Here is a 24,708-nt window from a genome sequence, read left to right on the forward strand (position 1 = left end):
GGCCCCGCAAAGCGGCGGCACACTTCGCCACGTCCTTCGCATTATTTCACAGGGTGTCGAGCCATTCCATCAGGCTGGCATCGCGTTTCCACGATGGTGGGACGTTGCTCGCCGCCGGCGCGCCTACCTGTTCAAGCGCCTTTCGTTTGGTCTCCAGATTGGCCTGTGCGTAGTGGTTGGTCGTATCGAGGCTGACGTGTCCAAGCCAACTGCGGATGACGGTGATGTCGACCCCGGCAGCGACAAGGTGAACGGCGGTGGCATGCCGGAAGCTGTGCGGCGTCACATGTTTGGACCGAAGCGTCGGCATGGATTTGGCGGCTTCCTCAACATAGGCGGCCAACTTGAACCGCACCCCGGAGGCGCCCAGGGGCTCACCGTATCGATTCACGAAGATTCGCTCTTCTGCCCCACGTGGTTGGCGTTCCAACAACTTCCGGAGCAACGTCACTGTTTCTGGCCAGAGCGGACAGATGCGTTCCTTGCGCCCCTTGCCGTAAAGACGCACGAAGTTCGGTGCGTCGAACCGGATCGCGTCGGTACAGAGGTCGAGAGCTTCCTGGATGCGCGCGCCGCTGTTGTAGAGGAACGAGAGCAACACATGGTCGCGCATCCCCTCGATTGTCGATCGGTCGGGCTGAGCAAGGATCGCCTCGACCTCCCCCGTCTCGAGATAGCAGGGTGCAGCGGTGGGCTCCCGCTTCAGCGGGACGGTCAGGACCTCGGCGCATTGCGCAATGTATTCGGGATCCTTGTCCGCCACGTAGCTGAAGAAGCTGCGGATCGCTGCGAGCCGGCAGTTTCGCGTGCCGATTGTGCTTTTGCGCCCATGCTCGGTATGATGGAGGAACGCGCGCACCTCGCCGGCCGAGACATCGGCCAGCGTGATCCGCGCAACCCCGCCGCCTTTTCGCTCCGCGATAAACCGAAGCAACAATCGCCAGGTGTCGCGGTAAGACCGGATCGTATGAACCGAAGCACTGCGTTGCTCGGCCAACCATTCCTGGAAGAACGCCCGCAACAACGCGGGGAACGGATTGCTCTTCGTCATGGCCGCGCCTCCATTGTGAGGCATCGGACGCCAACGGTACGGAACCGCTCGCTTGCCTCATGCAGCAGGTCCTGCGTGACAGTGATGTAGACCAGCGTGGAGTTGATGTCCCGGTGCCCCATATAGGTGGAGAGAAAGCGCAGTTTGTCCTGCGGATTGACGCCGGATCGATACCATTGAAGGATTCGGTTCACGACCATCGAGTGGCGCAGGTCATGAACGCGTGGTCCCGCCCGCCCCGTCGGGGGCTTGAACCCGGCGCGGCGCATGACGTTGGTAATCATCGTTGAGACCGTCACGGGGGTATAGCGATCATTGAAGTGCTCGTGCCAGAAGAGCCCGGACCGCGGATCCTGCGGGGCGCCGGCGCGCCGCCTTGCATCGATATAGGCCCGTAATTCGGCCATGACGCTGCCGGTTAGCGGCAAGATCCTGGTCTTGTAGAACTTCGTTTCCCGGATCGTGATCGTGTCCGATTGAAGGTCCACGTCACCCAGATCAAGCCCGGCGAGTTCACTACGGCGCAGTCCGGCACAATAGGCCAGAACCACCATCGTGTAGAGGACCATAGGCCGCAGCGGAGCATCCGGCGACGGATACGAGCGGGCAACATCGAGCAACCGCCGGACGTCGGCCGGACTGAAGATATGCGGCCGTCGATGCTCGCGCGCCACTTCCCGCTCTGGCCGGGCGTTGAAGCGTTTTGGCGGGATTCTGGGATCAAGGCGATACCGCGCCTTGGTCAGGATGCGCCCCAGCTTCTGACATTCAGCCGCGTGATTGCGGGTCGGCTTGGCAGTTGCCCAGCGCGCCAGCATTGTCTCAAGCGATGCCCCGGCAAGTTCGGGGTTCGCCTGGAGGAACCGATCGAACCGCAATAGCCAGTGAGCCTGGGTCTCATACTGATAGCCCCGGCTGCGCATCAACGCGACATGCTCGCGCATGAAGTCCCCCAGCACGCTGCCGTAGGGCGCGGGCCGTCGCAATGCGGCCAGGGCTTCGTCGGGATTGGGGGAAGCGAGAGCCCGCCAGATCGGCTTGTTTTGTTTGGCGTTGTACTGACGACGAAGCACAGCAACGGGATTCTCGGCGATCAGCCCGATTTCGACGAGGTGTTCGAGGAAGCGATCGACAATGCAGACCTGGTTGAGCAGCGTCGGCATTCGCCAACGTTTTTCCATTTCCTTCAGCCAGACGTCGAGCATCTGCCGGTCAACCGCGGGATGACGTCGGGCTACATCCTCGAAGCTGCGAAGGAACCAGCGATAAGTCGGTCTGCTTCCCGGCCGGAACTGCGATTTTTCCAGGAAGGCGTCAACAACGGTGCAATCGGGATCGTGCCAGGCGCTCATGACAGCATCTCCGAGCCGGGTACCTCGAGCGCCACGGCTCGGAGATCATCTGTCGCCAGCTTGAGATAGGCATTGGTGGATTCGATTGATCGATGCCCGAGCACGTCGCCGATGATCTTTTGCGGGACCGACGCCCGCAGTAGTTCGACCGCTCGCGCGTGGCGGAAGACATGCGCTCCTCGCTTTCCCGGCGGCTCGACGCCTGCGGCTGCTAACCGCCCGCGGATCATGCCGTACAGGTTTGTCATTGCGATGTAGGGCGCGCAGGATCGGATGAAGATTTCCCGCCCCTCGACCTGGGGGCGCCCATGACGCAGATAGTCGAGCAGCGCCTCACCAACCGGCGCCAATAGCGGCATGTAGGAGTACGCATTGGTCTTGGTGTGACGGATACGCAGGGATTCTCCGCGCCAGTTCACGTCTTCAAGCCGAAGGCGGCATATCTCACCTTCGCGCAACCCATATGTGGCAAGCAGTTGAAGTACCGCAAAATCGCGCATTCCTCGCGGCGATCCGTCCTTCTTCGTCGTCGCCAACACCGCGGCGATTTGGCTCTTGTCCAACGTCGAGGGCACATCTTCATAGGCGTAAAGCATGGGGCCGATGATGTGCGGCGTGAGATCAGTCGGGATGCGTCCCGTCCGATGCAGATAGCGCACCACCGACCGGAGCCGCTCAGCGACATCGGCCAATGATTTGCGCCTTAATCCAGGCGCGCGCATGTCCATGTAGAGATCGACTTCCACGATGCTCAACGTGTCGAGGCTGGCAGCACCGCTCCGTTCGAACTGCCATCGCAGGAAGTTCCGTGCCTCCCACATAAGCGCCGCGATGGTAGCGCTTGCCAGACCGCGCTCGTCGCGCAGCCATGCCTCGTATTCGCAGCAGATCGCCTGCCGGTACACAGTTTCCGGTTCGATTATCTCCGGCTCGGGCGGCCATTTGCCTTGAGCAAGCCGGAGGAGCTTGTTGATTGACGTGCGGGGCAACATGTGCCACCGCGGACAGGGAACTCGGCCATACTGGGCCTGAAAATCCTGGATTGCATAGCAAAAATACTGGTCGACCTGCTGAGGCGTCACAGTCTCGACCTGCATGTCGCACTCGGCCAGATAATCGAGAAATGCGCGCGCGTAGAGTCGATGGTTCGCCACAACCACCGGGTTATAATTCTGCGCCGTGAGCAAATTCGAGAGTTCGGCGATCAATTCGTCGTGCGTCTGCAACATGATTGTTTCCTCAGCTGGTCCAGAGACCACCGAGGTTCGCAATCAAAATAATGTGCAGCAAGATCGCACGACAGTGCAGGAATTCAGCGACTATGCCGCGCTCCTGCGCATTATCGCTACCTCGCGATAAGCGATCTTATGCGCAGCTGCGCATAAAATGGCCCAGGCTTCGGCATAGGCATCGTAGATCGCAATCTGATCCTTGGTCAGGCAATGCTCGAGGATCTCATACTCGACACCGGCGAACGAAAGGGCCCGGGCGGTGTAGAGGCCGAGCGACTTGAGATCCCGCGCGACCAGTTCCATTGCTGCAATTCCGCCATCGCGAATGTCGGCAACGAAAGCCTCGCGATTGGCGAAGGCGGTCTCCGGCCCCCAGAGCCCGAGGCGCGTCGCATAGGCGAGGTTGTTGACGTCGGACGCTCCGGTGGCTGAGGCGTAGAGCACCCTTGCTCGGGGCAGGAGGTTCTGCAGGCGCACCCCGGCGATGCCCTGCTCGGATCCTTTGACCTTGCCCCGCGATCCTTCGCCGCCCGCGGCATTGGCCATGGCGTGCGCTTCGTCGAACACGATCACGCCATCGAAATCTTCACCGGCCCAGGCGAGGATCTGGTCGAGGCGGGTTGCATCGTTTCGGCCCGAACGCAGCGTTGGATAGGTCACGAAGAGGATTCCGTCGCGCATCGCGATGGGGGAGCCGAGTTTCCAGGACGCCAGCGGCTGGATATCGATCGGGAGGCCGCCAAGCGCAGCCCAGTCGCGGCGGGCATCTTCGAGGAGCGCCTCGTTCTTCGATATCCAGATATGGCGGCGTTCCCCGCGCACCCATCGATCAAGAATGACGCTCGCGACCTGACGGCCTTTACCAGCACCGGTGCCGTCCCCGAGGAAATAGCCCTGCCGATAGACCCGGCCGTCAGCCGATGCCTGGAGCGAGCAGCCTTTGTCTTCGGGCTCATATCGGCCGGGAAGATCGCGAGCATGAGCACTAGCAGCATAGATCAGGGTCTCGGCCTGGGCAGCAGAGAGCAGCCCCTTGGCAACCAGCCCATCGGGAATCTGAGGCACGCCACCTGGGATCGGTGCTGCGATTGAGCCCATGGCGACGGATTCGACCAAGGGCGTTGGGTGCTCGGCCGCACCGTCGATCACGATCCTGCTCGGGCGATAGGGAAGATAGTGGCCAACCTGCGGCGCGATCGGCGCGGGTGCGTCGAGCGTTCGGTAGGTTAGCGGGCCGATAGCCATTGGCGTTGCAGGGATAAGCTTTGCTGGTGCGCTCGGCGGGCAGCGCGACGAGACGACCAGACGGAACGGCGTTCGCACAGGAAGGCCCGATTGCGCGGGAGCATCCTCAATGCCAGCACGACCGGGCAAGGCATCGACGAGGTCGACAAGCTGCACGAAATCGTTCGTGCGGGCAGCGACAGGTTCGACCGAGTTCTGGACTTTGTCGAGGATCAGCAACCGTGTGGTGATTCCCGTGCCTTGCTTGATGAACGCCCGCTCGGTCGCGGCATTGAGCCGCAACGATGCCGGCCCCTTGAGACCCGCCAGAAACTTGGAGCAATCGAACCATTCGGGCATGATCGCAACGAGACGGCCGCCGTTTGCCAGCCTGCTCCATGCCGAGCGCAAGTGCCGCGCCCCCGTGCGGGTGTCGTGGCCTCGCTCGATCCCGTGCGAATAGGGCGGGTTCATCAGCACCACGCTTGGCGCGATGGCTGGATCGAGCAATTCGTCGATCAGTTCGGCATCATGGCCTGTCACTCGGGCACACGGAAACAAGGCACTGAGGCAGTCCCGGCGCAGCGGAGAGATCTCGTTGAGCACGAGGCGCGTGCCAGCCTTGGCCGCCCCGACAGCGAGCATCCCGGTTCCGGCAGAGGGTTCCAACACGAGCTCGCGTGGAATTAGCGCGCAAGCCCGGGCGGCAAGCCACGCAAGGCGCGGCGGCGTCGCGAACTGCTGCCATTCGATTTGTTCTTCACTGCGGTTGGTCTGGGCAGGAGCCATGTTTTCCAGCGCCGCAAACATTCGGTCTGCGCTGGCCCCCGTGGCGGTCAAGCTGATCTGTGTGTCGGCCAACAGGCATGCGGTTTGAGCCAATTCCAGCGCAACATGCGCATCGCGCACCGACCAGCGCCCCTCGGCGTCAGTGCCGCCGAAATGATCGGTCAAAAGTGCCTGTAACTGCCGACGTGTGATTGGCTCGCCGGATGCCAGGGCCGCGGCGATGGCGCGACCGGCCAGCAAAACCAGCGGTTCAGATGGCGGGGGAAGCAAAAGGACGGGAGCAGAACTGAGCATTTGGAACCTCCTGACGAAGCCCAGGCCGTTTGCCGGGCTTCATCAGGCCAAAGGCCTTCTCTCCTCTTTCCCGCTCAAAGCTTGGATTGCAGCCAAGCCTGCAATGCGTCGTTCCAGTCTGTTCCGTGAGCGCGCGGGCGACGCGTGATAATCTTGCGGCCTTCACTGATGTAGGCACTACGGGCGCGTTCCTCGGCGAGATCGCCACCTGCATCATTGTCGACGAACAAGTGCAACTCGCGCACGCTCTCGGGGATAGACACAAGTCCGAAACGCTCATTGCCCAATGAAGCCCAGCAAGGGATCTGGGTCAGCGCCTTGGCCGCAAGCGCGCTCTCGATACCCTCGGCAAGGCCAAGCCGCCCATCGACGGGATCGAAGAGGCGAACGGCACCCGCTGCCAAACTCCCAAGTGCGCGCTTGGGATTGTCGAAAGGTACCACTGCAGGCCTTTCCAGATTGAGAAACGTGCGGTGAATTCCGACCAGCCCATGGTCCATCGTCACTGCCGCGATCAAAGCAGGCAGATACTGCGTGCTCCCCTTCGGTCCGAGCGGAGTGCGAGGGTGAAATCTGAGGGCGCGGGAGACCGCACGAATGCCGCGGGCCTGAAGGTAGGCCTTGGCGGCAGTATCGTCGATTGGCCTTGCTTCGCGCCAGATGCGCTGTGCGAACGCATGGTAGGCGGGTTTGCCGACACTGGCGCCTGCATCAGTGTCGTCCTTCCCCGAAAACATGCTTGCCTGCGAAACACCTTGTGCGGCGAGCGCAGTAAGGACCTGATCCTGGCTGCAGCCCGCGAAACAATGAAAGAGGATGGCGTGCCGACCCAGAGTTACGCCGAGCGAGGGCGTTCGGTCATCATGGGCGGGACATCGCGCCATGCCCTTGGAGCCGGACCAATGCCCTCCCAGCTCCTTGCAAAGCTGCACTGCCACTGAAGCAAGCGATGAGTTGGCAGGACTGGAGAACGCAGGGGACATTGGCAAGCTCCTCAAGCTCGAAAAACCGTCTTCTTGCGAGCGAACTCTCCTCCTGGACACGCGCGCAAAACGCTTTCCTACACCCCCTTGTTCACCATACGTTCCATTTCGATTCGAGGCAATGCGATGAGATGGAAGATGAGCAGATTTGGAATGATCGGGATGCTCCTGGCGGCCGTTCCAGCGGTGCAAGTCTCGGCCCAGGTGGACGCGCCATCCTTTGCGATTTTCGAGCATCGACCAACAGCTGCAATGCCTGAGGCTGTCGAGCCGGCCCTTCCGACCCCGGGCCAGATGAATGTGGGGCCGAGCAAGGCGGCCTTTGAGCCCACCTTTCGCGAGATGATCTATTCGGCAAACGTCCGAGAGGCAGAGCTTCGCTACGCCATTCCCCCGGGCCTATTACAGGCGCTGATCTGGACCGAATCACGGTTCAATCCGATGGCGATCAGCCCTGCCGGCGCGGCGGGGCTGGCACAGTTGATGCCGGGTACGGCTCGCTACCTCGGCGTCACGAACCGGCATGATCCTGTCTCGAGCATTGATGGAGGGGCACGCTACCTACGCGAGATGCTGGACAAGTTCGGGCAGATCCATCTCGCCCTCGCCGCCTACAATGCAGGGCCTGGAGCGGTTTTGCGTGCTGGCGGTATTCCCCGAAACAGCGAGACGCCTGGCTATGTCCGCAGCGTGCTTGAACGATGGCAAGCAATTGGCTCGCGCATATGAAAGGTGTTCGTCTAGCCCGCCTTATTCACCAAAAGTGTCCTGAAGGGTTGGCGGGAGTGGCGTAAGCCTCTGATCTGAATTAGGAACTGGGTGTCTAAGCCGAACCTGCCGCAGGGCAGAAAATGCCACGGGCCACACCCGCCATGAACGATGATATCGCAAGCTCATTTGGATTCCCAGCAGTCGGCCGCAAGAAAATCACAGCTGCGTTCGACGGTGGCCGGCTTACCTCGGATGGCGGTGTTCTACTGCTTGCACAGGCCGAGCGCGCGATGGGGATTTGCCAGCGCCTGGCGGCTTGTATTGCCGATCCGCGCGATCCAGCGCGGGTGATCCATCGCCTGGATGACATTCTGCGTGCCCGTGTGTTCGCGATTGCGTGCGGCTATGAGGATGCCGATGATCTCGATGCTCTGCGCGACGATCCAGGCTTCCGCCTGGCGCTCGGCAAGCTGCCGGAATCGGGCGCGGGGCTGGCCAGCCAACCGACGATGAGCCGGTGGGAAAATGCACCGACTACGCGCGAACTGGCCAGCATGATGGCCGCGATGATCGACATCTACTGCGCCAGCTATCCCGCCCCTCCGACAGCGGTCACGCTGGATATCGACGACACGTGCGACGTCGTGCATGGCTATCAACAGCTCTCGTTCTGGAACGGGCATCATGGGGAGCGCTGCTTCCTACCGATCCATATCTACGACACCGCGACCGGCAGGCCGGTGGCCATGCTGCTGCGCACAGGCAAGACGCCTTCTGGAAAGGAGGCGGCGGGGCACATCCGACGCCTGGTGCGTCACCTGCGCCGTAATTGGCCCGATACCCACATCACTATCCGCGGCGACGGGCACTATGGTCGACCCGAGGTCATGGCCTACTGCGATGCGGCCCGCGTCGATTACGTGTTCGGCCTGCCCACCAATTCAGCGCTGCGCGCCGATCCCGCCATTGTTGCGGTCGCCGATGCCTGCGCGGTCAAGCGCGCCCAGCGTCAGTGTCCCGTCCTGCGCAACTATGCCGAGACCCGCTATGGGGCAAAGACCTGGAAGTGCCAGCGTCGCGTCGTTGCACGGATCGAGGCCAGCACGCTGGGCATGGACATCCGCTATGTCGTCACCTCGTTGGCAACAGGATCGGCCGAGCACATCTACGACACGCTCTACTGCGCGCGTGGTCAGGCCGAGAACCTGATCAAGCGCCACAAGTCCCAGCTCGCCAGCGACCGAACCTCGTGCCGCTCGGCCAATGCCAATCAGATGCGCCTGATACTGCACACTGCCGCATACTGGCTGCTATGGCGCATCCAGCAGGCGATGCCCAGGACCGCTGCTCTGGCAAGCGCGGAGTTTACCACCTTGCGCCTGCGGCTGCTCAAGGTCGCTGCGCGCGTCGTAGAAAGTGCTAGCCGCATCCGCATTGCCTTCGCTTCCGCCTGTCCGGATGCCGACCTGTTCCGCGCCCTCGTTCTCCGGCTGAAGCCTGCGCCGACGTAGCCCATGCGGCAGCGCCGCAGAACTCCGAGCCCAGCCCTTCAACCCGAAAAGCCCATCAATCCGAATGCGGTGAAACAAACGCCAGCGATGCCGGTCGTCCGCGCAATACAGCCAGCCGCAGCAAATGCCCAGAGCGGGCCCGAAACCGAGCGTCGTGAATAAGAGAGGCTAGGGTTAAAAGAAGAAGCGATTGCTTGAGTGTGGATCGGCGTGCAAAAAGGACCCCGTTAGCGGGGTGATCGGCGTCTAAAAGGGACCCCTCATTTCGATGGTTTAAGCAGCCGGCTGGATAATCAGGCGGCGAGATCGGGATGTTGGTTTTGGAGACAGTGGTTCGGATTCGGCGCGAGTATGCCGGTGGTAAGGCGATCAAGGCGATCGCGCGGGATTTGCATGTATCGCGGAAGGTGATCCGCAAGGCGATCCGGGCGCCGGAAGGCGCATTCGATTATCAGCGTAAGGTTCAGCCGTTGCCGCGGATCGGTCCGTTTCAGGATCGCCTGAACACACTGCTGGAAGAGAATGAGGTGCGCGGCAAGCGCGAGCGGCTGCGGATGACGCGGATCCATGATCTGTTGGAGCGCGAGGGTTTTGAGGGCTCCTACGATGCCGTGCGGCGCTACGCGGCGCGCTGGAAGGCCGATCGGCGCAAGGATGCCGGCGATGGTGTCACGGCCTTCATCCCGCTGATGTTCAAGCCCGGCGAGGCCTACCAGTTCGACTGGAGCCATGAGGATGTGGAGATCGCGGGCAAGCCGATGCGGGTGAAGGTCGCGCATATGCGACTGTGTGCATCGCGGGCAGTCTATGTCCGGGCGTATCCGCGCGAGAGCCAGGAGATGCTGTTCGACGCGCATGCGCGCGGCTTTGCTTTCTTCGGCGGGGTGCCAGGGCGCGGCATCTACGATAATATGAAGACGGCGGTGACGAGCGTGTTCACCGGCAAGGAACGGGTCTTCAACCGGCGGTTCCTGATCATGACCGCCCATTATATGATCGAGCCGACCGCCTGCTCACCTGCGGCGGGATGGGAGAAGGGGCAGGTCGAGAACCAGGTGCAGACGATCCGGGGTCGCTTCTTCCAGCCCCGGTTGCGGTTCGCCAGCCTCGAGGAGCTCAATGGCTGGCTGGAGGCCGAGTGTCGGCGCTGGGCGGAACGGCAGGCGCATCCTGAACAGGGCGAGCTAACCGTAGCGCAGGCGCTGGAGATCGAACGATCGGCACTGCAACCGATGTTGGGGCCGTTCGACGGCTTCAACGAGAGCGAGCATGCGGTGACGGGCACCTGCCTGATCAGCTTCGACCGCAACCGCTACTCGGTTCTCTCGACGATGGCGCGGCGCACGGTGCAGGTCCGTGCCTATGCCGACCGCATCATCGTGCGCTGCGGCGAGGAGGTTGTCGCCGAGCATCCTCGCACCTTCGGGCGTAACCGCACGATTTACGACCCCTGGCATTATCTGCCGGTGCTGGCCCGCAAGCCCGGCGCGCTGCGGAACGGCGCGCCCTTCCAGGACTGGGACCTGCCACCTGCGCTGGCGCGCCTGCGCCGCAAGCTTGGTAATGGCGACGATGCCGACCGCCGGTTCGTCCGTGTGCTGTCGGCCGTGCTGATCGATGGCCTGGATCCGGTCGAAGCGGCCGTGCGCGAAGCGCTGGCGACCGGCACGGCGAGCGACGATCTGATCCTCAACATCCTGGCGCGGCACCGCGAGCCGCCGCGCCCACTTACGATCATCACCTCCGAGGATAGCGCGCTGCGCCATCCGCCGATCGCCGACTGCGCCCGTTACGACCAGCTGAGGACCTTCGATGCAGCGGCATGACATGATCGAGGCGATGCGCGGGCTTGGGCTCAAGGGCATGGCGGGCGCGTTCGATGATGCGGTCACCACCGGCCTTCAGCGTCAGCGCACCACGATGGAGATACTGACCGACCTTCTCCGAGCGGAAGCGACGCATCGCCATGCCGCGTCGATCCGATACCGGATGGCGGCCGCAAAGCTGCCGGTCGTGAAGGACATCGACGCGTTCCGGTTCGAGGGCACACCGATCAACGAGGGGCTGGTGCGTTCATTGCACAGCGGCGCGTTCCTGCCCGCTCGGCGCAATATCGTCCTGGTCGGCGGCACGGGCACCGGCAAGACCCACCTGGCCATCGCTATCGCCGCCAATGTCGTTCGCTCCGGTGCGCGCGGCCGCTACTTCAACACCGTCGATCTGGTGACCCGTCTCGAAGAGGAAGCCAGGATCGGCAAGAGCGGCGCACTCACCGCCCAGCTATCCCGTCTCGATCTGATCGTGCTCGATGAGCTAGGTTACCTGCCGTTCGCCCGCTCAGGCGGCCAGTTGCTGTTCCATCTGGTCAGCAAGCTCTACGAGCAGACCAGCGTCATCATCACCACCAACCTCGCGTTCGGCGAATGGCCCACGGTCTTCGGCGATCCCAAGATGACCACCGCGCTCCTCGATCGCGTCACCCATCATTGCGACATCATCGAGACCGGCAATGACAGCTGGCGCTTCAAGAACCGAAACTGATCTCCGCTGCACACCGGGATTAAGATGCTTTGCGCTGCGCGCGCCTCCGGTCGGGCTCCGCCCTCCCTACGCCGCGCGCAGCGCAAGGGCGCGTGTCCGATCAACCTTGCGCCATCTTGAAAAGGGGGTCCCTTTTGCGCGCCGATAGGGGGTCCCGTTTGCACGCCGATTGACAGCTTGAGTGGGGAAGGCCGAGTTTGATGGCTCGAAAGGAAGATCGAGGCACGAAGGATGATAATGTCGTTCGCTTCGATTTCCGGGACAAGCTGAAGAAGCAGCGCGACAAGCGTCGGCGCAAGGAGTGGATGTTGGGATTAGGCGCGTTTTCGATCGTATTTGTTGGCGGGATGCTGGCATTGAATTGGCCGATGTCCGGTCTGACCTCGATCGCATCCTCAGAACTTGCACCTAAGCTTTCGCTGATGGCCGGAAGCACCTCTCCGCGCTTCGATTTGTGCGGAATCACGCGCCACACTTGCGTCGTTGATGGCGACACCTTCTGGCTCGAGGGTGAAAAGATCAGGATTGCAGACATCGATACCCCCGAGATCAGCGAACCCAAGTGTGACGCTGAATACCAGCTTGGGATGAAAGCGACTTACCGGCTTCGCGACCTACTGAACGAAGGCGCTTTCCAGGTCCGGCCGATCGGAAATCGCGATGAAGACCGATTTGGTCGCAAGCTGCGGGTTGTCGTTCGGGGCGGCCGATCACTTGGAGATCAGCTCGTTAGCGAAGGCCTTGCTCGCACCTGGACGGGACGACGCGAACCTTGGTGTTGAACCGTGACCAGGAACTCTGGGCCGTGGCTTTGTGGGTCGAGAAGAACCACGGTGATCAAGGCACGACCTACATTTCGGGTCAGGTCGAGCGCCTTACGTCTGTAAACGATGACGGTGGTGTCGCCATGTGGCGCGAAGTGGCTGATCGCTTCGAGCGGTTGAGGAGCACCCCGGACGCAGGCCAGGCAAGCTAATCAGAGGGCGCGACGTCCGCTGCCATTCCTACGCTAAGCTTTTCGACGAGCTGCAGCGCCTTTCGTACAACTGACTCCCGGATGACCAAGCGCTGTCCTTCACGGTAGGTCGGGTCTCCGCTCCGTGAAATATAGTCTACATCCACAATGCCTTCGCGGTGCGCCAAGAGATGCCGCTGCTGAAAGATGCGTGTCAGTTCGGTGAGTTCCGAGGTGCTCAGGTGATCGTCAAAGCCCTTTCCGAAGGCCGTTCGCCATAACTGGCTTCCTTCAGGGAGATTCTGGAACGCGTTTCGTCGGACTCTGATTGGATCTGGCTGATGCTGGTAAAGTGCTTCTGCAAAACGCTGGAAAGCCATGACGACGTTTTGAAGGCCTGCTTCGGTGAGCAGGCGAATGGTATTCTCTGACGCATCGGCATCAGAGATCCCGCTCCGGATTGCCGGGATCGCGTCAAGCGAAGCGCGGATTGTTTCGAGCGACTGCCGAAATACTCGTTCGGCGCTGTTGTGTCCGCACGAGGGGCAAAAGAACGCAGAACCGATCACTGCGAAGCGGCAAGAGCATTCCTCGCAAGTCAGCTTGAGTCGCATCGGCTCCGCTGCAGACGCGGGTAGGACAACTTCACGAAAGCCACGATCGACCTTCATTTTCATGGTGATGAAGCTGCCTTTGCGCTGGCGCCGATTGAAGGCGTCAGCATCACGGCGCATCGCCTGGTTGATTTTGCCTTTTACCTGCGCGAGGGCCTGCTCCTGAATTTTCTCGATTTGCTCGGTTGTCCACCATTTCTGAGCATCGGCCGCGTGTCCGCAAAAAGGGCAGAACACCACTTCATCGCGCACGATTTCACGCCAATCTTGATCATGGACCTTGAATTCGAACATGCAGTCGTCGTGAGGACACTCGCGGTCGATGTATCCGTCTTCGTCGACTGCGATATCCGGCGTGACGGTAATCTTCTGCCCGTCCAACTGACGAATGATACGGGATAGCTCATCGAACATGCGGCCCTCCGCGGAATGCAGGGGAAGACTATCGTGTTTTTGTTTTGTTCGCCAGCGTGAGGAATTCGAAACCCACCACAATATCGCTTGCCAGTTTGGAACCGAGCTCCGTCAAACTAAGCTTATCCCTTGGCGAACGCCACATTTATGACCTTACCGCCCTCCCGGATCGTATCGAGGTAGTCGCTCCACCACTGTGCCATGCGGACACGTTCATCCCAGTGCTTGCCACGGTGATAGACGCCGCGAACGGCGTTGCTGTCACCATGAGCCAATCCTCGTTCGATCGCGTCCGGATTCCAGAGGCCGCTCTCGTTCAGCATGGTAGAAGCGGTTGCCCGCAGACCATGAGCGGTGACCTCGTCCTTTGTGAAGCCCATTCGGCGAAAGGCGGCATTCAAGGTGTTCTCACTCATCGGGCGAACAGAAGCACGGGCGGAGGGGAACACATAGCCCTCGGTACCGACCATCTCGGCAAGTTCCTTGAGATACCCGACCACCTGCGTGGACAACGGCACGGCATGAGGACGGCGCGCCTTCATCTTGCCCTCCGGGATGCGCCAGACGCCTTCTTCCAGGTCGATCTCCTTCCAATCGGCATGCCGCAGCTCGCCAGGGCGTACAAAGACATGAGGTGCGATGAGCAGGGCATACCGGGTGATGAAGTTGCCAGTGTAGTCCTGGATCGCACGCAGCAGCCCGCCAAGGTCCTTCGGCTCAAGGATCGCGGCATAGTGCTTTGCCTTGGGCGTGATCAGCGCCCCGCGGAGCATGGTCGTAGGGTCGCCTTTGCAGCGCGTCGTGGCAACCCCATAGCGAAATACACGGCTCGCAAAGGATCGGGTCTTCTTGGCGGTTTCGTGCTTGCCCTTCGCTTCGAGGCGCTTGAGGGGAGCCAGCACCTCGAATGGCTCGATCTCGTCAATCGGACGACTGCCGATGGCATCTGTCAGCTGGTCGAGGAAGAAGTTCGCCTTGATGATCGTCGCATCCGCCCGGCCGTTCTGCACCATCATCTCATCGATGTACTCGCGTGCCACCGCCTCGAATGTCTGGGCGGAAAGGAATTCCGAACGGATCTTCTGCTTGCGCTTCTCCATCGCCGGGTCACCGCCCGACGCGACTTTGACGCGAGCCTCGTAGGCGGCTTGGCGCGCGTCCTTGAGATTGATTTCGGGATAGGAGCCGATCGAGAGCTTCTTCTCCACGGTGCCGATTCGATAGCGAAATCGCCAGAGTCTGCCGCCCGATGGAGAGACCTCGATGTACAATCCGCGATCATCGGCGACCTTGTACGGTTTGTCCTTTGGCTTGAGCGCGCGAAGCCGAGTTTCGGTCAGAGGCATGTGCGGGCCTTTTCCCAATGTGGTTTTTGCAAAAGCCCGCAAAAGGCCCGCAAAAATGTGCGGAACCCCCGAGAAAAGGCGGGACGATCCGGCACGATCCAAGGGCCAATTCCCTTGGATTTCTGCGGGTTTAATACACTTTTTGGGATGTTCCGAGAAGAACAAATGGTGCCCAGAAGAGGACTCGAACCTCCACGACCTTGCGATCGCCAGCACCTGAAGCTGGTGCGTCTACCAATTCCGCCATCTGGGCACGGGGTAGGAGCGCGCCTCTAACCGGTGGGGTAGGGGCTGTCAACGCGCGGGGCGGTTATTTTTTTGGGACGCGACCGGCGGGCAGGCTAAGGAGAAGCCGCTATTTTCATGAGAAGAGCCTGATGCCGATGACCGACGCTTCGCCGCCTGCCCGTTTCGTTCGCCCCGACGGGCTGCGCCTCGCCTACCGGCATTCCGAAGGGCGCGGGCCGACGCTTGTTTTCCTGCCGGGATATATGTCCGACATGGAAGGCGGGAAGGCCGTGGCGCTGCATGACTGGGCGCAGCGGACCGGACGGGCGATGCTGCGGCTCGACTATGCGGGCAACGGGGCGAGCGAGGGATGCTTTGCGGACGGAACGCTGGAAAGCTGGCGCGACGATGCTCTCATGCTGATGGACGGGCTGACGCAGGGACCGGCGGTGCTGGCGGGATCGTCGATGGGCGGGTGGCTGGCGCTGCTCATGGCGCTCGCGCGGCCGGAGCGGGTGGCTGGCATCGTCGGCATCGCAGCGGCGCCGGATTTCACGCAATGGGGCTTTACCGATGCGGACAAGGCGCTGCTGGCGACCGAAGGGCGGATCGAGGAGCCGACGCCCTATGCCGACCGGCCCTATGTGACGACGCTCGCCTTCTGGCAGTCGGGGCAGGCCCACCTGCTGCTGGAGGACGAGATCGCCATCGACTGCCCCGTGCGGCTGCTGCATGGTCAGGCCGATCCCGATGTGCCGTGGGAAACTGCGGTGCGCACGGCGGCGCGGCTGCGTTCATCGGATGTGCAGACGCTGCTGGTTAAGGACGGCGACCACCGCCTGTCGCGCGACACGGATATCGCGCTGCTGATCCGCACCGTCGATGCTCTGCTGGAAAGCCTGTGATGCCGTTCTTTCTCCCCCTGCTGCTTCAGGCCTATGATCCGGAGATCGAGGCGGTGATGAACCGCAGCCGCCAGCGCAAGCAGGAGGAGCGGGCCGCAGCGGCATCGGCTGCTTCGGCGGAGGCGGCGGCCAAGGCGTCGCCAGCCCCCGCACCGCGTGAGGATGGTAGGATTCCGGTGCCCGAAAAATTCGCCGTCCCGTTCCAGCAATGCCTCGACGCCGCGATCGAATCGTCGGATGCGGGCGTCGCCTTCGCCCAGAAATGGCGGATCGAGGGGGGGAGCTTCTATGCGCGTCATTGCATGGGCTTCGCCTATGCGCGGGCGGAGCGCTGGACGCCCGCCATCGTCGCGTTCGAGCAGGCGGCGGAAGAGGCCGAGCGCGGCGGCGAGGTTGCGCAGGGCGCGCGGCTCTGGGCGCAGGCGGGCAATGCCGCGCTGGCGAGCGGGGACGCGGCCAAAGCGCGCACGGATTTCGACGCAGCGCTGGCGCGCGGCCTGCCCGACGGGTTCGAGAAGGGCGAGGTGCATCTGGACCGCGCGCGGGCGCTGGTGGCGCTGGGCGATGCGGCGGGCGCGCGGGACTCGCTCGATGCGGCGCTGACCCATGCGCCCAAAGACCCGCTCGCCTGGCTGCTGTCAGCGACGCTCGCGCGGCGATCGGGCGAGATGAGTCTGGCGCAGGCGCATATCGCGCGCGCCGTGCAACTGTCGCCGGACGATGCCAGCGTGGCGCTGGAGGAAGGCAATATCGCGGTGCTGACGAGCCATGAGGATGTCGCCCGCTCCGCCTGGCAGCGCGCGGTCAGGCTTGCGCCCGACAGCCCTGCGGGCAGGTCGGCGGCAGACAATCTGTCCCGGCTTGCGGCCCCCGCTCCTGCCGGAAAATAGAGCCGCTGGCTTTCAGCAAGACTTTGTCACGGAACATCGGCCTGCGTCCGCCGGTTCGCCCCGCAGCGGGATGACAGAGGAGACAGCGAAATGGACAGCCGATTGAAACATGCGCTCGCCATCGGATTATTGGTCGCTGGCGCTGCGGCGACGAGCGCCTGCTCGCGCGGAGCGACGCGCGGCGGCCTGATCGGCGGCGCGGGCGGCGCGATCGTGGGCAGCGCAACGGGCCTCGGCACGGCGGAGGGCGCTGTAATCGGCGGCGCGGCGGGCGCGATCATCGGCGACAATAGCGACCGCTGCACCCGCCGTGAACGCCGCCGGGGCCGCTGCTGACTTCTAGCGCAGGTAAAAGTCGACGGTGGTGACGACGCGCACCTTCTTGAAGGGCGTGTCGCTGCCGCCCTCGCCACCCTCCCCGTCGCGGGGTTCGATCGAGAAATAGCCCTGCGTCGCGCTCTTGATGCCGCTGACGCCCGCGCCTGAATCCTTGGCGAACTGCTCGGCGGCTGCGCGCGCGTCGCGGGTGGCGGCGGCGACCATCTGCGGCTTGATGTTGTTGAGCTTCGTGAAGCTGTAGCGCATTCCCGACCCCTCCTGAAGCGTGACGCCCCGGCGGACGAGGTCGAACTGCTGCGCGACGGCGCGCTGGGCGCGGGCGATGTCGTTCGTGCGCAGCAGCATGCGCTGGGTGATGGTGATGGTATTGACGCCGTTATTGAGCCACTGGTTGACGCCCGCGCCCACGGGCGTGAGCGCTTCGGGCCGGAACCCCAGCCCTTCGAAATAGGCGCGCAGTTCCCGCGTATTGGCGTCAATCTGACCGCGCACGGTGGGGAGGTCGAAGCCGGTCGCGGAATAGCTGATCGACCAGGTCGCAAGGTCCGCCGTCACATCCTTTTCGGCGAGGCCGCGCACGGTCACGGACCGATCCGCCGCCTTGGCGCGGGTGAGGCCATCGCCCAGCAGATAGCCGCCCGCCACCATGCCGAACGCCAGCACCGCCGCGCCGCCCAATATGATCCTGTCGCGCGTTTCCCATCCCATGTTACGGCTCCTCTTCCGCGCGGGGCTGCGCCGCACTATCTTGGCGGATAGCTACCACCGCATGGATGAACCGCCGCTTGATGGCGGCGAACGGAGCTTGAGCCTTGCCCAAATATCTGCACACCATGATCCGCGTTACCGATATCGACGCGACGGTCCATTTCTTCGAACTGCTGGGTCTTGGGGAAGTGAAGCGCTTCGACAGCGAGCAGGGACGTTTCACGCTGGTCTTTCTCGCTGCGCCGGGGGATGAGGACGCGCAGGTGGAGCTAACCTATAACTGGCCAGCGGCGGATGGCAGCACGGCAGAAGTCTATGGCGGCGGGCGCAATTTCGGCCATCTCGCCTACCGGGTCGAGAATATCTACGAGACATGCCAGCGGCTGATGGACGCGGGCGTCACGATCAACCGCCCGCCGCGCGACGGGCACATGGCATTCGTGCGGACGCCCGACAATATCTCGATCGAACTGTTGCAGGACGGACGGCTGGAACCGGCGGAACCCTGGGCGTCGATGCCCAATGTCGGGGAATGGTAAGCCGATGATCGAAGTCGTCCGCATCCCGGTCCTTTCCGACAATTATGTCTGGCTGCTGCATGATGGGGAGAGCGGCGATACGGTCGTCGTCGATCCCGCTGTGGCGGAACCGGTGCTGGCGCAGGCGCAGGCGCGGGGGTGGAAGATCGGACAGATCTGGAACACGCACTGGCATCCCGATCATGTCGGCGGCAACGCGGCGATCAGGGCGGCGACCGGATGCACCATCACCGGCCCGGCAGCGGAAGCCGAGAAGATCGGCACGCTGGACGTCGAAGTGGCCGAAGGCGACCGGGTGCGGATCGGCCGGCACGAAGCCGCCGTCATGGAGGTGCCCGCGCATACCGCAGGACATATCGCCTATCATCTGGCGGACGAAACCATGATCTTTGTCGGGGACACGCTGTTCGCGATGGGGTGCGGACGGCTGTTCGAGGGGACGGCGGCGCAGATGTTCGCCAACATGCAGCGTTTCGCGCGCCTGCCCGACGAAACGGCGGTCTATTGCGCACACGAATATACGCTCTCGAACGGGCGCTTTGCCCTCAGCGTCGATCCGGACAATGCGGACCTCGCCCGGCGCGTGACGCAGGTGGAGGCTCTGCGCGCCGTCGGCGAGGCGACGGTGCCGACCACCATCGGCGCGGAGCGCGCGACCAACATCTTCCTGCGTGCCGCGAGCGTCGATGAACTGGCGGCGCGGCGGGCGGCGAAGGACGCGGCCTGACGGTTTCGGGCCGACAGCAGCGTCCTTGTTTCATAAGGGCGCACAGAGACGGAGAGAGCAGATGCGCGCATGGACGATGCTGGCGGCCCCGATGATCCTCGCGGCCTGTACCGGAAGCTATGAACCACGGCCGCTGACTGACAAACAGGCGTCCGAACTCGACAAGGCGCTGGCGGGCAAGGTTCCCGGCGAGAAGATGAGCTGCATCAACCGGGAGCCGTCGACCAACCTTCAGGTCATCAGCAACAATGTGGTGCTGTATCGGGTGAGCCGGAAGCTGGTTTACAAGAATGAGCTGATCGGCAGTTGCAGCGGGCTGGCGTCGGGCGATACGCTGATCCTGCGCAGCTATACGTCGCAGATGTGCCGGGGCGATTTCGCGACCACGGCGAACCTGATGACGGGCATGCAGACGGGCGCGTGCGCGCTGGGCGACTTCATCCCCTATCGCGCCCCCGCCAAATAGCCCCCGCCTAGTCGCCGATGGCGCGGGCGAACTGGTCGCGAATGGCCTGAAGCCGGGAGAGGAGCGAGGCGCCCTCCTCCGGCGGTGCCGCAGGCGGCGGGCCGTCGCTGTCTTCCAGCGCCTTTTGCGCGCCCTTTACGGTGAAGCCCTCCACCGAGAGCAGGCGGTGGATGCGCCGTGCCAGATCGACATCGGCCGGGCGGTAATAGCGCCGGTTGCCCGACCGTTGCAGCGGGCGGAGCGTGGGAAAGCGCGTTTCCCAATAGCGCAGGATATGCGGAGCCACGCCAAGCTCGCCGGCCAGTTCGGTGATGGTCAGGAAAGCACCCTCTTCCTTCATGGGCGCAATGGTGCACCCATGAAGCCGGGGCCGTCAACCGATTGTCATAAAACGCCTTGAACAGGCGTCAGGCGGACGCGACCTTGTCGCGCATCGTCTGGCTGGCGCGGAAGGTCAGCACGCGGCGCGGCTCGATCGGCACTTCGATCCCGGTCTTGGGATTGCGGCCCATGCGCTGCGTCTTGTCGCGCAGGACGAATGTGCCGAAGCTGGAAATCTTGACGTTTTCTCCGCGTTCCAGCGCGCTCGACATATGTTCGAGAATGGATTCGACCAAGGCCGCAGCCTCCGCCCGCGAAAGTCCGACATGACGGTTGACGCTGTCTGCCAGATCCGCCCGTGTCAAAGTGCCGTTACCGCTCATTCCGACCCCCAAAAACCGATTCTCTCGTCGCCCCCGCGACAGAGGAATATTGCGGGATTTCGTGGGATTTGGCAAGTATTTGCTTGCGCTTACACGCGCAGGACGCACGCCCCCCAGGTGAAGCCGCCACCCATCGCCTCTAGCACGACAATATCGCCGTTCCTGATCCGCCCGTCACGCATGGCGAGGTCGAGGGCGAGCGGCACCGAAGCGGCGGAGGTGTTGGCGTGCCGGTCCACCGTCACGACCACGCGTTCGGGGGAAAGTTTCAGCTTGCGGGCGGTGGCATCGAGGATGCGGGCATTGGCCTGATGCGGCACCAGCCAGTCGATGTCCGCGACCTCAAGGCCCGCGAGCGCCAGCACTTCGCCCAGCACGGAAGCCAGATTGACGACGGCGTGGCGGAACACTTCCTGCCCCCGCATCCGCAGCTTGCCGACCGTCTGCGTGGTGGAAGGCCCGCCGTCGACATAGAGAAGCTGGTTGTGGCGGCCATCGGCATGGAGCTTGGCGGCGAGGATGCCGCGCGCGCCGTCCGCGCTCTCTTCCGCGCCCAGCACCACCGCGCCTGCGCCGTCGCCGAAGAGGACGCAGGTCGCGCGATCTTCCCAGTCGAGGATACGGCTGAAGGTTTCAGACCCGATCACCAGCGCACGGTTGGCGGCGCCCGACCGGATCATGCTGTCGGCGACGGTGACGGCATAGAGGAAGCCCGAACAGACCGCCGCCACATCGAAGGCGACGCAATCGTCGATGCCCAGCATCGCCTGCACCTTCGTCGCGGCGGCGGGGAAGGTCTGGTCCGGCGTCGCGGTGGCGAGGATGATGAGGTCGATGTCCTGCGCGGCAAGACCCGCGGCTTCCAGCGCCCGGCGCGCGGCGTCGGCGGCCAGCGTCGCGGTCGTTTCCCCGTCGCCTGCGATATGGCGGTTGCGGATGCCGGTGCGCTCGACGATCCATTCGTCGCTCGTGTCCACGGTCTGCGCCAGTTCGGCATTGCTGACGCTGCGCGCGGGGAGGGCCGACCCCGTGCCCAGCAGGAGAGAGCGGCGGATCACTTGGCGGGCTGCTCCAGTCTGGACGCGGCGGCCGAAAGCGACTGGATGTCGGCGATGTCGGCGGCGATGCGGCGGGTGATGTCTTCTTCCAGCAGGCGGGCGGCGACATGGACGGCGTTCGCCACGCCCTTTTCATCGGCGCTGCCATGGCTCTTCACGACGACGCCGTTCAGACCGAGGAAGACCGCGCCATTATGATTGTTGGGATCGAGATGATGTTTGAGCAGGTGCATCGCGGGCTTCGAGATGAGGAAACCGATCTTCGAGCGCAGCGAGCTGGTGAACGCCTTGCGCAGCACATCGGTGACGAAGCGGGCGGTGCCCTCCGCCGTCTTGAGCGCGACATTGCCCGAAAAACCGTCGCACACGATCACATCGGTATCGCCCTTGCCGATCTTGTCGCCTTCGGTGAAGCCGTCGAAGCGCAGCGAGAGATTGTCGGCGGCGCGCAGCACGGCGGCGGCGTCGCGGATCTCGTCGGTGCCCTTGAGTTCCTCCGTCCCGATGTTGAGCAAGCGGACGCGCGGGCGATCGAGGTCCAGGGCGATGCGGGCATAGGCCGCGCCCATCACCGCGAACTGGACGAGGTTGCGGGCGTCGCATTCGGTGTTCGCGCCCAGATCCAGCATGATGACGTCATTGTCGCCCAGCGTCGGCAGCATCGCCGCGAGCGCGGGCCGGTCGACGCCCTTCATGGTGCGCAGCGCCAGCTTCGCCATCGCCATCAACGCGCCGGTATTGCCCGCCGATACGGCAGCGCCCGCCTCGCCCGCCTTCACGGCGGCGATGGCCATGCTCATGGAGCTGGACTTCTTGCGGATGGCGACGCTGGGCTTGTCCGAACCGTCGACGACCGTGTCGGCATGGACCACGTCCGACGCCGCGCGCAGATTGGGGTGGTTGTCCAGAGCCGCCTTGATCTGCGCCTCGTCGCCGAACAGGGTGAACCGCAGGCCGTCGTGGCGGCGGCGGGCCAGCGCGGCCCCCGCCATCATCACACGCACACCTTCGTCCCCGCCCATCGCGTCTATGGCGATTCGCGGCTGGCTGGACACTTTATGTCACCCCTTTGCGGAGTAGAGGAGAGACTTACGCCCCGACGGCGACGATTTCACGGCCGTTATAATGACCGCAGGCGTCGCACAGATTGTGCGGACGCTTCAGTTCGCCGCAGTTCGAGCATTCGTTATACGCCTCGACGCGGAGCGCATCGTGGCTGCGGCGCATGCCGCGGCGGGAAGGGGAAGTCTTGCGCTTGGGGACAGCCATGTCGGCACCTTATTCCATATTTCGATCTGGTTGTGCGACTGGCCGGTGTCCCATGAGATGCCGACGCCAACGGCGCCGCAGACCCATGCGGCCCGGGTGATCGCGAAGCCCTGCGCCTATAGCGCTTTTTGGCCGCCACGCAAGTGCTTCCTTGCCGTGCGGCGCGGCGGTCCTAGAGTGTTCCGGACGATATGAGGAGATGGACGACCCATGCTGCTGCCGATCACGCTGACCTTCGCCGCCGCCTGCGCGCTGCTCAACCTGTGGCTGGCGATTCGCTGCGCGCGGTTCCGCATCAGGGACAAGGTGATGCATGGCGACGCGGGCCACGCGCTGCTGGCGCGGCGGATGCGGGCGCATGCCAATTTCATCGAATATACGCCAATCGTGCTGATCCTGTGCGGCGGGATCGAGCTGGCGGCGGGGGCGTCGATCTGGCTGTGGATCGCGGCGCTCGCCTATATGGCCGCGCGGATCGCCCACGCCTTCGGCATGGACGCGGATGCGACGACATTGTGGCGGGCGGGCGGGGCCGTCCTGACCTGGGCGATCACGGCGGCGCTGGCCGTCGCCGCGCTGACCATCGCCTATGGCGCCACGCGGGAGGTTCCCGTGCCGCCCGCAATGGCGCAGCGCTGAGCTTTCAGCGCGCCAGCACCGAATCGGCGACGAAGGGATTGCTGCGCCGTTCGTGCGCGAAATTGCTCATCGGGCCATGGCCGGGCACGAAGGCGGTGTCGCCGCCGAGCGGCCAGAGCTTGCCCGTGATCGCGTCGATGAGCTGCTGGTGATTGCCGCGCGGGAAGTCGGTGCGGCCGACCGACCCCTGAAACAGCACATCGCCGACGATGGCGAGCTTGCTGGGCGCATGGTGGAACACGACATGGCCGGGCGTGTGGCCGGGGCAGTGATAGACGTCGAGCGTCAGGTCGCCCACAGTGACCCGGTCGCCATCGACCAGCCAGCGGTCCGGCTCGAACGGGCGGCCCTCTATTCCATATTTGACGCCATCGCTCTGGAGCTTGTCGATCCAGAAACGGTCCTCCTCATGCGGCCCTTCGATGGGCACGCCCAGTTCCTCGGCAAGGATGCCCGCCTGCCCGCAATGGTCGATATGGCCGTGGGTGACGAGGATCTTCTCGATGGTGACGCCATGCTGCTGCGCCGCGCGCCTGAGGACGGGCAGGTCGCCGCCGGGATCGACGAACGCGCCGCGCATCGTCTGCGTGCACCAGAAGAGCGTGCAGTTCTGCTGGAGCGGCGTCACGGGCACGATGGCGGCTTTGAGTGGCGGCTGGGTCATGAGGTGGATGTGGCGGAGGGACAAGCCATCCGCAAGCCCCCGATCTTCCGCACGCCCTCTCCTCCGTTCGCGGCTGAGCCGGTCGAAGGCCTCACCTTTCCTGCAGCGATCCGAACACAGCGAACAACCCGTTCATCCCTCCAGCACCAGCGGGTCCGCAAGGCTGATGCCGTCCAGCACCTTTGCCATCTCGTCCCGCACCTTGAGCATCACGCGGTGCAGGCGGCATTCGGATTCGGGCAGGCAGTTGGTGCAGCTTTCATGCGCGAAGCGGCTGGCGCAGGGCGTGAGCGCCAGCGACCCGCGCGTCAGCCGGACGATGTCGCCATAGCTGATGTCGACCGGCGCCAGCGCCAGCCAATAGCCCCCGTCCCTGCCCCGCTGCGTCGCGACCAGCCCCTCGCGTGACAGTTCGGAGAGGATGACGGTCAGAAATTTGGCGGGGATGTTCTGCCGCGTCGCGATCTCGTTCAGCGGCACCGGACCCTGGCGGTAGCGATCGGCGAGATGTTGCAGCGCGCGGATGGCGTAGCGGGTCTTCTGGGACAACATATA

At 63.6% G+C, this 24,708-nt stretch carries 28 protein-coding genes and 1 tRNA gene; 13 read left to right on the forward strand and 16 right to left on the reverse strand.

Features of this window, described 5'->3' with window-relative positions:
• Nucleotides 1–46: 46 nt before the first annotated feature.
• From SAMIE_RS15290 to SAMIE_RS15310, 5 genes are all read right to left on the reverse strand, one after another.
• Nucleotides 47–1,051 carry a tyrosine-type recombinase/integrase gene (locus tag SAMIE_RS15290; RefSeq protein ID WP_066704306.1) on the reverse strand — a complete coding sequence of 335 codons (1,005 nt, stop codon included), beginning with the start codon at nt 1,049–1,051 and terminating at the stop codon, nt 47–49.
• Nucleotides 1,048–2,403 carry a tyrosine-type recombinase/integrase gene (locus SAMIE_RS15295; RefSeq protein ID WP_066704304.1) on the reverse strand — a complete coding sequence of 452 codons (1,356 nt, stop codon included), beginning with the start codon at nt 2,401–2,403 and terminating at the stop codon, nt 1,048–1,050. The genes SAMIE_RS15290 and SAMIE_RS15295 overlap by 4 nt, the downstream gene beginning before the upstream one ends.
• Nucleotides 2,400–3,632 (reverse strand): site-specific integrase, encoded by a 1,233-nt coding sequence (locus SAMIE_RS15300; RefSeq protein WP_066704301.1) that lies wholly within the window; start codon nt 3,630–3,632, stop codon nt 2,400–2,402. The genes SAMIE_RS15295 and SAMIE_RS15300 overlap by 4 nt, the downstream gene beginning before the upstream one ends.
• Before the next feature lie 90 nt (nt 3,633–3,722).
• Nucleotides 3,723–5,942 (reverse strand): strawberry notch-like NTP hydrolase domain-containing protein, encoded by a 2,220-nt coding sequence (locus SAMIE_RS15305; RefSeq protein ID WP_126516872.1) that lies wholly within the window; start codon nt 5,940–5,942, stop codon nt 3,723–3,725.
• Nucleotides 5,943–6,016: 74 nt separating this feature from the next.
• Complete coding sequence (locus SAMIE_RS15310; RefSeq protein WP_066704285.1) at nt 6,017–6,925, reverse strand: DUF7146 domain-containing protein; 909 nt, start codon at nt 6,923–6,925, stop codon at nt 6,017–6,019.
• Between the two features lie 162 nt (nt 6,926–7,087).
• Here SAMIE_RS15310 and SAMIE_RS15315 point away from each other — a divergent pair, with 162 nt between their 5' ends.
• The 6 genes from SAMIE_RS15315 (at nt 7,088) to SAMIE_RS24160 (ending at nt 12,664) form a co-directional block, all read left to right on the forward strand.
• Complete coding sequence (locus tag SAMIE_RS15315) at nt 7,088–7,654, forward strand: lytic transglycosylase domain-containing protein (RefSeq protein ID WP_408641267.1); 567 nt, start codon at nt 7,088–7,090, stop codon at nt 7,652–7,654.
• A gap of 143 nt (nt 7,655–7,797) precedes the next feature.
• Nucleotides 7,798–9,147: an IS1380-like element ISSp1 family transposase gene (locus SAMIE_RS15320; protein ID WP_013039775.1), complete on the forward strand. Its 1,350-nt coding sequence runs from the start codon at nt 7,798–7,800 to the stop codon at nt 9,145–9,147.
• A 311-nt stretch (nt 9,148–9,458) separates the two neighbouring features.
• A complete protein-coding gene (istA, locus tag SAMIE_RS15330; protein WP_030093251.1) occupies nt 9,459–10,973 on the forward strand; it encodes an IS21 family transposase in 1,515 nt (504 codons plus the stop codon).
• Nucleotides 10,960–11,688 carry an IS21-like element helper ATPase IstB gene (gene istB, locus SAMIE_RS15335; RefSeq protein WP_054590669.1) on the forward strand — a complete coding sequence of 243 codons (729 nt, stop codon included), beginning with the start codon at nt 10,960–10,962 and terminating at the stop codon, nt 11,686–11,688. Before istA ends, istB begins: the two co-directional genes overlap by 14 nt.
• A 200-nt stretch (nt 11,689–11,888) precedes the next feature.
• Entirely contained in the window at nt 11,889–12,470 is a 582-nt protein-coding gene (locus SAMIE_RS23580) for a thermonuclease family protein (RefSeq protein ID WP_174522214.1), read from the forward strand.
• Nucleotides 12,464–12,664 (forward strand): DUF6961 family protein, encoded by a 201-nt coding sequence (locus SAMIE_RS24160; RefSeq protein WP_408641241.1) that lies wholly within the window; start codon nt 12,464–12,466, stop codon nt 12,662–12,664. The genes SAMIE_RS23580 and SAMIE_RS24160 overlap by 7 nt, the downstream gene beginning before the upstream one ends.
• Here SAMIE_RS24160 and SAMIE_RS15350 read toward each other — a convergent pair.
• The 3 genes from SAMIE_RS15350 to SAMIE_RS15360 form a co-directional block, all read right to left on the reverse strand.
• On the reverse strand, nt 12,661–13,671 hold the full coding sequence (locus SAMIE_RS15350) for a hypothetical protein (RefSeq protein WP_066700013.1): 1,011 nt from the start codon (nt 13,669–13,671) through the stop codon (nt 12,661–12,663). The genes SAMIE_RS24160 and SAMIE_RS15350 overlap by 4 nt on opposite strands.
• Nucleotides 13,672–13,793: 122 nt before the next feature.
• Nucleotides 13,794–15,017 carry a tyrosine-type recombinase/integrase gene (locus tag SAMIE_RS15355; protein WP_066700011.1) on the reverse strand — a complete coding sequence of 408 codons (1,224 nt, stop codon included), beginning with the start codon at nt 15,015–15,017 and terminating at the stop codon, nt 13,794–13,796.
• Between the two features lie 166 nt (nt 15,018–15,183).
• Nucleotides 15,184–15,270, reverse strand: a tRNA-Leu gene (locus SAMIE_RS15360).
• Nucleotides 15,271–15,394: 124 nt separating this feature from the next.
• Between SAMIE_RS15360 and SAMIE_RS15365 the strand changes: the two genes are divergently transcribed.
• From SAMIE_RS15365 to SAMIE_RS15375, 3 genes are all read left to right on the forward strand, one after another.
• Nucleotides 15,395–16,150 carry an alpha/beta fold hydrolase gene (locus SAMIE_RS15365; RefSeq protein ID WP_066700010.1) on the forward strand — a complete coding sequence of 252 codons (756 nt, stop codon included), beginning with the start codon at nt 15,395–15,397 and terminating at the stop codon, nt 16,148–16,150.
• Nucleotides 16,150–17,040, forward strand: coding sequence for a tetratricopeptide repeat protein (locus SAMIE_RS15370; protein WP_066700008.1), 891 nt, complete (start codon nt 16,150–16,152; stop codon nt 17,038–17,040). The genes SAMIE_RS15365 and SAMIE_RS15370 overlap by 1 nt, the downstream gene beginning before the upstream one ends.
• 90 nt (nt 17,041–17,130) lie before the next feature.
• Nucleotides 17,131–17,376, forward strand: coding sequence for a hypothetical protein (locus tag SAMIE_RS15375; protein ID WP_066700006.1), 246 nt, complete (start codon nt 17,131–17,133; stop codon nt 17,374–17,376).
• Between the two features lie 3 nt (nt 17,377–17,379).
• Here the strand turns inward: SAMIE_RS15375 and SAMIE_RS15380 are convergent, their stop codons facing one another.
• Nucleotides 17,380–18,087: an SIMPL domain-containing protein gene (locus SAMIE_RS15380; RefSeq protein WP_066700004.1), complete on the reverse strand. Its 708-nt coding sequence runs from the start codon at nt 18,085–18,087 to the stop codon at nt 17,380–17,382.
• A 104-nt stretch (nt 18,088–18,191) separates the two neighbouring features.
• Between SAMIE_RS15380 and SAMIE_RS15385 the strand changes: the two genes are divergently transcribed.
• The 3 genes from SAMIE_RS15385 (at nt 18,192) to SAMIE_RS15395 (ending at nt 19,819) form a co-directional block, all read left to right on the forward strand.
• The gene (locus SAMIE_RS15385) at nt 18,192–18,626 is read left to right on the forward strand and encodes a VOC family protein (protein ID WP_066700002.1); all 435 of its coding nucleotides are present in this window, start codon (nt 18,192–18,194) and stop codon (nt 18,624–18,626) included.
• A gap of 4 nt (nt 18,627–18,630) precedes the next feature.
• Nucleotides 18,631–19,353: a hydroxyacylglutathione hydrolase gene (gene gloB / locus SAMIE_RS15390; RefSeq protein ID WP_066699997.1), complete on the forward strand. Its 723-nt coding sequence runs from the start codon at nt 18,631–18,633 to the stop codon at nt 19,351–19,353.
• A gap of 61 nt (nt 19,354–19,414) precedes the next feature.
• The gene (locus SAMIE_RS15395) at nt 19,415–19,819 is read left to right on the forward strand and encodes a hypothetical protein (protein ID WP_066699995.1); all 405 of its coding nucleotides are present in this window, start codon (nt 19,415–19,417) and stop codon (nt 19,817–19,819) included.
• A 7-nt stretch (nt 19,820–19,826) separates the two neighbouring features.
• On the opposite strand, the gene SAMIE_RS15400 is transcribed toward SAMIE_RS15395, so the two are convergent.
• From SAMIE_RS15400 to rpmF, 5 genes are all read right to left on the reverse strand, one after another.
• Nucleotides 19,827–20,159 (reverse strand): MerR family transcriptional regulator, encoded by a 333-nt coding sequence (locus SAMIE_RS15400; protein WP_066699993.1) that lies wholly within the window; start codon nt 20,157–20,159, stop codon nt 19,827–19,829.
• A gap of 67 nt (nt 20,160–20,226) precedes the next feature.
• A complete protein-coding gene (locus tag SAMIE_RS15405; RefSeq protein ID WP_066699991.1) occupies nt 20,227–20,523 on the reverse strand; it encodes an integration host factor subunit alpha in 297 nt (98 codons plus the stop codon).
• Nucleotides 20,524–20,612: 89 nt separating this feature from the next.
• The gene (locus SAMIE_RS15410; RefSeq protein WP_066699986.1) at nt 20,613–21,581 is read right to left on the reverse strand and encodes a beta-ketoacyl-ACP synthase III; all 969 of its coding nucleotides are present in this window, start codon (nt 21,579–21,581) and stop codon (nt 20,613–20,615) included.
• Entirely contained in the window at nt 21,578–22,603 is a 1,026-nt protein-coding gene (plsX, locus tag SAMIE_RS15415; RefSeq protein WP_066699984.1) for a phosphate acyltransferase PlsX, read from the reverse strand. The genes SAMIE_RS15410 and plsX overlap by 4 nt, the downstream gene beginning before the upstream one ends.
• A 67-nt stretch (nt 22,604–22,670) precedes the next feature.
• Nucleotides 22,671–22,850: a 50S ribosomal protein L32 gene (rpmF, locus tag SAMIE_RS15420; RefSeq protein ID WP_066699979.1), complete on the reverse strand. Its 180-nt coding sequence runs from the start codon at nt 22,848–22,850 to the stop codon at nt 22,671–22,673.
• Between the two features lie 210 nt (nt 22,851–23,060).
• Between rpmF and SAMIE_RS15425 the strand changes: the two genes are divergently transcribed.
• Nucleotides 23,061–23,489: an MAPEG family protein gene (locus SAMIE_RS15425; RefSeq protein ID WP_066699977.1), complete on the forward strand. Its 429-nt coding sequence runs from the start codon at nt 23,061–23,063 to the stop codon at nt 23,487–23,489.
• A gap of 4 nt (nt 23,490–23,493) precedes the next feature.
• Here the strand turns inward: SAMIE_RS15425 and SAMIE_RS15430 are convergent, their stop codons facing one another.
• Together SAMIE_RS15430 and SAMIE_RS15435 are read right to left on the reverse strand one after the other, a co-directional pair.
• Entirely contained in the window at nt 23,494–24,153 is a 660-nt protein-coding gene (locus SAMIE_RS15430; RefSeq protein WP_066699975.1) for an MBL fold metallo-hydrolase, read from the reverse strand.
• A gap of 132 nt (nt 24,154–24,285) precedes the next feature.
• Nucleotides 24,286–24,705, reverse strand: a complete 420-nt coding sequence (locus SAMIE_RS15435) for an RrF2 family transcriptional regulator (protein WP_066700046.1) — start codon at nt 24,703–24,705, stop codon at nt 24,286–24,288.
• Nucleotides 24,706–24,708 lie beyond the last annotated feature (3 nt).

The sequence above is a fragment of the Sphingobium amiense genome, from assembly GCF_003967075.1.
GTDB lineage: Bacteria > Pseudomonadota > Alphaproteobacteria > Sphingomonadales > Sphingomonadaceae > Sphingobium > Sphingobium amiense.

Excerpts from the sequence above, each read along its gene's own strand:
- SAMIE_RS15290 (WP_066704306.1), bottom strand. The coding sequence starts at position 1,051 with ATGACGAAGAGCAATCCGTTCCCCGCGTTGTTGCGGGCGTTCTTCCAG.
- SAMIE_RS15295 (WP_066704304.1), bottom strand. The coding sequence starts at position 2,403 with ATGAGCGCCTGGCACGATCCCGATTGCACCGTTGTTGACGCCTTCCTG.
- SAMIE_RS15300 (WP_066704301.1), bottom strand. The coding sequence starts at position 3,632 with ATGTTGCAGACGCACGACGAATTGATCGCCGAACTCTCGAATTTGCTC.
- SAMIE_RS15305 (WP_126516872.1), bottom strand. The coding sequence starts at position 5,942 with ATGCTCAGTTCTGCTCCCGTCCTTTTGCTTCCCCCGCCATCTGAACCG.
- SAMIE_RS15310 (WP_066704285.1), bottom strand. The coding sequence starts at position 6,925 with ATGTCCCCTGCGTTCTCCAGTCCTGCCAACTCATCGCTTGCTTCAGTG.
- SAMIE_RS15315 (WP_408641267.1), top strand. The coding sequence starts at position 7,088 with ATGCTCCTGGCGGCCGTTCCAGCGGTGCAAGTCTCGGCCCAGGTGGAC.
- SAMIE_RS15320 (WP_013039775.1), top strand. The coding sequence starts at position 7,798 with ATGAACGATGATATCGCAAGCTCATTTGGATTCCCAGCAGTCGGCCGC.
- istA (WP_030093251.1), top strand. The coding sequence starts at position 9,459 with ATGTTGGTTTTGGAGACAGTGGTTCGGATTCGGCGCGAGTATGCCGGT.
- istB (WP_054590669.1), top strand. The coding sequence starts at position 10,960 with ATGCAGCGGCATGACATGATCGAGGCGATGCGCGGGCTTGGGCTCAAG.
- SAMIE_RS23580 (WP_174522214.1), top strand. The coding sequence starts at position 11,889 with ATGGCTCGAAAGGAAGATCGAGGCACGAAGGATGATAATGTCGTTCGC.
- SAMIE_RS15350 (WP_066700013.1), bottom strand. The coding sequence starts at position 13,671 with ATGTTCGATGAGCTATCCCGTATCATTCGTCAGTTGGACGGGCAGAAG.
- SAMIE_RS15355 (WP_066700011.1), bottom strand. The coding sequence starts at position 15,017 with ATGCCTCTGACCGAAACTCGGCTTCGCGCGCTCAAGCCAAAGGACAAA.
- SAMIE_RS15365 (WP_066700010.1), top strand. The coding sequence starts at position 15,395 with ATGCCGATGACCGACGCTTCGCCGCCTGCCCGTTTCGTTCGCCCCGAC.
- SAMIE_RS15370 (WP_066700008.1), top strand. The coding sequence starts at position 16,150 with ATGCCGTTCTTTCTCCCCCTGCTGCTTCAGGCCTATGATCCGGAGATC.
- SAMIE_RS15375 (WP_066700006.1), top strand. The coding sequence starts at position 17,131 with ATGGACAGCCGATTGAAACATGCGCTCGCCATCGGATTATTGGTCGCT.
- SAMIE_RS15380 (WP_066700004.1), bottom strand. The coding sequence starts at position 18,087 with ATGGGATGGGAAACGCGCGACAGGATCATATTGGGCGGCGCGGCGGTG.
- gloB (WP_066699997.1), top strand. The coding sequence starts at position 18,631 with ATGATCGAAGTCGTCCGCATCCCGGTCCTTTCCGACAATTATGTCTGG.
- SAMIE_RS15395 (WP_066699995.1), top strand. The coding sequence starts at position 19,415 with ATGCGCGCATGGACGATGCTGGCGGCCCCGATGATCCTCGCGGCCTGT.
- SAMIE_RS15400 (WP_066699993.1), bottom strand. The coding sequence starts at position 20,159 with ATGAAGGAAGAGGGTGCTTTCCTGACCATCACCGAACTGGCCGGCGAG.
- SAMIE_RS15405 (WP_066699991.1), bottom strand. The coding sequence starts at position 20,523 with ATGAGCGGTAACGGCACTTTGACACGGGCGGATCTGGCAGACAGCGTC.
- plsX (WP_066699984.1), bottom strand. The coding sequence starts at position 22,603 with ATGGGCGGGGACGAAGGTGTGCGTGTGATGATGGCGGGGGCCGCGCTG.
- rpmF (WP_066699979.1), bottom strand. The coding sequence starts at position 22,850 with ATGGCTGTCCCCAAGCGCAAGACTTCCCCTTCCCGCCGCGGCATGCGC.
- SAMIE_RS15425 (WP_066699977.1), top strand. The coding sequence starts at position 23,061 with ATGCTGCTGCCGATCACGCTGACCTTCGCCGCCGCCTGCGCGCTGCTC.
- SAMIE_RS15430 (WP_066699975.1), bottom strand. The coding sequence starts at position 24,153 with ATGACCCAGCCGCCACTCAAAGCCGCCATCGTGCCCGTGACGCCGCTC.
- SAMIE_RS15435 (WP_066700046.1), bottom strand. The coding sequence starts at position 24,705 with ATGTTGTCCCAGAAGACCCGCTACGCCATCCGCGCGCTGCAACATCTC.